Consider the following 4649-nt stretch of genomic DNA (forward strand, 5'->3'; position numbering starts at 1 on the left):
ACTTTAACAGATTGTAAGTATATGTTTGACAAACTTCGTTAGAAGAGGAGGTGCGGTATGTCAGCGGTCATAACCTTTAACGATGAACTGACAATTAATGAGCTCTACAAAAATGTAAGCATGCTCAGGGATGCATTTCTAAAATGAGATGAAGTGAAAGTAGATATTACCAATGTGAAAAAGATAGACACGGCAGCCATACAGATGCTCATTGCAGCGAAAAGGGAATGTCAGGAGTGCGGCAAGAGCCTGAGTTTCATGACTTCCGAGGAAGTGGACAGAGTACTTCTATTAATGGGGATTCAATTATGAATGGAGCAACAGGAGCATGAGAGAGGATTATATGAGACCGAATAAACTTTTAAAAGGGGGATTCCACAAGGAGGACAAAGTCCCCCTTGTGGATAGAAGGCCTGTTTTAGCAGCGACCGGGGGGATGGCTGCTGTTATGCTGCCGGTTGTATTGACATCTTTTATAGTCTCTGAAACAACACGGGTAATAGTTGTAGTCCTGTTGTATGCAGCAGCTATTATCATAGCACGGGCATTGGTTAAGAGATATACGGGCATTCTGGATGAACAACACAGGGAAATAAAGAAGAGGCACCTTTCGGAAATAGAGACGCTGGTACAGCCCATAACAGCACATCTTAACAACAGGGCACAGATAATCCCCGTCTTGACCAGCCAGCTTAACGAGGTAACCAAACAGACGGAATCCGCAGCACTGGATATAGGCGAAAAGTTCATGAACATTGTGCAGAGGGCAAGGAATCAGGCAAAGAAGGCATCGGGCGCCCTCAGCAGTTTTACAGAAAGCAACAGTGAAGATGCCCTTATGAACTTAAGCAAGAGGGCTTTGTCAGATGTAATAGAAAGCCTGAGGGAAATGACTGCTGTCACAGTGCAGACGCTGAATGATATGGAGATAATCATGGAGGATGCAGGGCATATAAAAAAGATAGTCGCAGAGATCGAGTATATAGCAGACCAGATAAATCTTCTTGCCTTGAATGCAGCAATAGAGGCTGCAAGGGCAGGAGAGCACGGAAGGGGATTTGCTATAGTTGCCGACGAGGTGAGAAGGCTTTCTTACAGGTCCAATACCGCTGCCGACGAGATAAAGAAACTTATCACAAAGGTAGAGACAGACATAAAGGTGATTTATTCGAAGACAGAGAAGAGTGCTTCTGAAAGCAGCGCCCGTTCCTCAAAGGCAGAGGTGGTAGTAGAAGGCGCACTAAAAAAGATTGACGACATCATGAATGAGGCGAAGATCAAGCTTAATGAGATGGGCGCAGAGACAGAATCCCTTGCAAAGGATATAAGCAGCATAGTCATATCTATGCAGTTTCAGGACATAACGAGGCAGCGCATAGAGCATGTGATAGAGCCGCTTGTGTCCTTTAAGGCAGAACTCGAAGACATAACGCAAAAGGCAAGGAGCATGAGCGAAAAGATCCATGAATGGGAAGGCAACGGCAGCGCGGAATGGCTTGAAAAGATATATACGATGGAATCGGAAAGGGAAGTGATGAGAAAAACGATAGGAGGTGTCTGATATGTCAAAGACTGTATTGATAGTGGATGATTCTGCGTCTATGAGGCAACTGGTTTCCTTTGCATTGAGGGATGCAGGGTACGATGTGATCGATGCCATAAACGGGAAAGATGCGATGAGGAAACTCAACGGCACAAAGATAGAAATGGTGATAACAGACCTCAATATGCCTGAAATGGACGGCATCGAATTCATAAAACAGGTGAGAAACAACCCGGGATATAAATTTACGCCCATAGTAATGCTCACCACGGAGTCTCAGGAAGCTAAAAAGCAGGAGGGCAAGCAGGCAGGCGCCAGCGGCTGGATAGTGAAGCCTTTTACGCCGGAGCAATTGATAGATATTGTTAAGAAGTTTGCGAAATAAGCGGAAAGGAACGGCAAAAGAGACATCATGACAACCGATGTAGTGCGGCAGTGTAGAGATAGCGGGCATATGCATCTTCCGGCTGATCTGCATAGCAGGTTATATATCTCTTTTATAGATAATGCAAGGGAGTGGTTGGCAGAATTTGAGAACGGGCTCTTACATCTCGAAAAATCTCCACGTGATAAAGAGCTTATAAACAATATCTTCAGGATAGCCCATAATCTCAAAAGCTCAAGCGGGACGGTCGGACTGGATTATATTTACAGATATGCCCATTCTGTTGAAGACCTGCTTTTGCTTGTGCGTGATGGGAAAATAGCCATAGATAGGGGATTGATAGATGCCCTGCTTCAAGCCGGAGACATAATGTGGGAATTGGTCGAGGCCGCGGCGTTAAATAAGCAATTAGAACCTTCTGTGTGCGAGAGAATGATACAACAGATGGAGGCGTACAAAAGCAGTATCGAGGGGGGCAGGCATGGTGGACTTTAAAAAACTATATGGCGTTTTTGTCGATGAGGCCATGGAGAGGCTGGTAGAGCTTGAAAACGGACTCCTGCAGCTTGAAAGATCTCCTGATGACAAGGAATTGCTTAATACCATTTTCAGGGCTGCGCATACAATAAAAGGCTCAAGCGGAAGCATAGGGCTCAAAGATATTTCACGGTTTACACATGTTATGGAGGAGATACTCGATATGGTGCGCCAGGATAGTCTAAGCGCAGGCAAGGATTTAATCAATGTCTTGCTCGAGGCTGCTGATGTGATAAAGGAGATGGTTGGATGCGTGGCATCGGAAACAGCCTTTGATTTCAGCAGATGTACGGATTTAATAAGGCGTATGGAGGAGATAAAAAAGAGTTCGGAGTCAGTAGTCAGGGGTCAAGAGATAAAAACATTTAAGATTATCTTTGTCCCGTCCCCCGACCTCCTTAAAAGGGGCATAGACCCTTTAATCATAATAAATGACCTGAAGAAACTGGGTGCAATAGCGAACATAAAGGCAATTGCGGATGCTGTCCCCGCACTTTCGGATATGAACCCTGAAAACCTATATCTCAGGTGGGACATACAGCTTAGAACAAACGGAGATGAGTCAGAAATAAAGAATGTATTTGAGTTTGTGGAAGATGGGAGCGACATAAGGATATTGCCTGTAACATCGCATGAATATGAAAAGTATATGACACCTATAGGGAAGATGCTTGTGGATGAAGGCATTGTAAAGGCCGAGGACGTAGAAGATGCACTAAAAACCCAGAAAAAGTTGGGTGAGATCCTGATTGAACAGGGGAAGGTCACACCAAAGGAGATAGAAAGGGTGCTTGAGAAGCAGAGCCAGAAAAAAATCGAGTCGTTTAAAGGCGCTGTATCATCAACCATCAGAGTAGACTTGAAAAAACTTGACCACCTTATAAACATTGTCGGGGAGATGGTGATAATACACTCGATGTTCCAACAGGTTATTCAAGGTAATTGGCAAGGCAATGGAGGCAATGCAACTGCAGAAAGGCTCGATGTCCTGTTTTCGCAGCTTCAGAGGATAGGCAGCGATATTCAGGAGAGCGCAATGTCTCTCAGGATGCTGCCTGTGGGAGAGGTTTTTCAGAGATTCACAAGGCTTGTAAGAGAGCTTTCAGCATCAAAAAACAAAAACATAGAGCTTATTATTACAGGTGAGGATACAGAGCTCGATAAAGGAGTTCTCGAAAAGATAGCAGACCCCCTGGTGCATCTAATACGCAACTCCATAGACCACGGGATCGAGACACCCGAAGAAAGACTGTCTAAAGGCAAACCTGCAAAGGGGACGATCCATCTGAGAGCCTATCAGATGGGAGACTCTGTTTACATAGATGTAGAAGATGACGGCAGAGGACTGAATAAAGAAAAGATAATTGAAAAAGCTGTTTCAAAAGGGATAATAAGTTCAGGGTCCGGCCTTGCAGACGATCATATATACAACCTCATTTTCATGCCGGGCTTCTCGACTGCCGAGAGCGTAACCGACGTTTCTGGTCGCGGGGTGGGAATGGATGTGGTTAAGAAGAATATAGAGTCCCTTAACGGGAAGGTATATATCCGGACAAGGCAGGATACTGGCACAACCATGTCAATTAAGCTCCCCCTGACCCTCGCAATAATAGACGGTCTCACATTACTCGTTGGCGAAGAGGTTTTTGCAATACCGGTAACATCTGTTGTCGAGTCGCTCAGACCGAACAGGATGGATGTCAAGTCGCTTAATGAAAAGGGAGAGGTGATAAATGTAAGGGGCGAATATATTCCGTTGATACGACTCTATGAGATTTTAGGCATAACATCGTGGAAGAAAGACCCGTGGGATGCGATTGTGATAGTTACAATGCATGAAGGCAGGAAATACGGCCTTCTGGTTGATGAGCTTATGGGTGAGCAGCAGATTGTTATAAAGAATCTTGGATCTGCAACGCCCAGGGTTAGCGGCATAGGAGGAGGAACAATACTCGGGGACGGCAGGGTGGCGCTGGTTTTAGATGTGCCGGGGATTGTAGAAATGGTAAAAAAAATGTAAAACTTGAACAAATTGAACTGTTTGAACGATTTGTGCAAGGAGTTAATTTTGAAAAGGATTAGGGCGGTTCAAATCGTTTAAAAAGTTCAAAAGGTTCTGCAGTGCAGGAAGGAGGTCTTTATGACGCAGGCATTGGCAGAAAGGGAGACAGGAAGCCGTTCAGT

General features: G+C 44.9%; 5 protein-coding genes. All 5 read left to right on the forward strand.

Features of this window, described 5'->3' with window-relative positions; translation table 11 throughout:
• Positions 1-153 precede the first annotated feature (153 nt).
• The 5 genes from V7L97_RS11410 to V7L97_RS11430 are packed head-to-tail and all read left to right on the forward strand — an operon-like array spanning position 154 to position 4485.
• A complete protein-coding gene (locus V7L97_RS11410; protein WP_333656079.1) occupies positions 154-312 on the forward strand; it encodes an STAS domain-containing protein in 159 nt (52 codons plus the stop codon).
• Positions 313-343: 31 nt separating this feature from the next.
• On the forward strand, positions 344-1561 hold the full coding sequence (locus V7L97_RS11415; RefSeq protein WP_333656080.1) for a methyl-accepting chemotaxis protein: 1218 nt from the start codon (positions 344-346) through the stop codon (positions 1559-1561).
• A 1-nt stretch (position 1562) separates the two neighbouring features.
• A complete protein-coding gene (locus tag V7L97_RS11420; RefSeq protein ID WP_333656084.1) occupies positions 1563-1928 on the forward strand; it encodes a response regulator in 366 nt (121 codons plus the stop codon).
• A gap of 27 nt (positions 1929-1955) precedes the next feature.
• Entirely contained in the window at positions 1956-2423 is a 468-nt protein-coding gene (locus tag V7L97_RS11425) for an Hpt domain-containing protein (RefSeq protein WP_333656087.1), read from the forward strand.
• The gene (locus V7L97_RS11430; RefSeq protein ID WP_333656088.1) at positions 2410-4485 is read left to right on the forward strand and encodes a chemotaxis protein CheA; all 2076 of its coding nucleotides are present in this window, start codon (positions 2410-2412) and stop codon (positions 4483-4485) included. Before V7L97_RS11425 ends, V7L97_RS11430 begins: the two co-directional genes overlap by 14 nt.
• Positions 4486-4649: the final 164 nt, after the last annotated feature.

Origin of the sequence: Dissulfurispira sp., from assembly GCF_036745535.1 — a bacterium.
GTDB lineage: Bacteria > Nitrospirota > Thermodesulfovibrionia > Thermodesulfovibrionales > Dissulfurispiraceae > Dissulfurispira.

Excerpts from the sequence above, each read along its gene's own strand:
- V7L97_RS11415 (WP_333656080.1), top strand. The coding sequence starts at position 344 with ATGAGACCGAATAAACTTTTAAAAGGGGGATTCCACAAGGAGGACAAA.
- V7L97_RS11420 (WP_333656084.1), top strand. The coding sequence starts at position 1,563 with ATGTCAAAGACTGTATTGATAGTGGATGATTCTGCGTCTATGAGGCAA.
- V7L97_RS11425 (WP_333656087.1), top strand. The coding sequence starts at position 1,956 with ATGACAACCGATGTAGTGCGGCAGTGTAGAGATAGCGGGCATATGCAT.
- V7L97_RS11430 (WP_333656088.1), top strand. The coding sequence starts at position 2,410 with ATGGTGGACTTTAAAAAACTATATGGCGTTTTTGTCGATGAGGCCATG.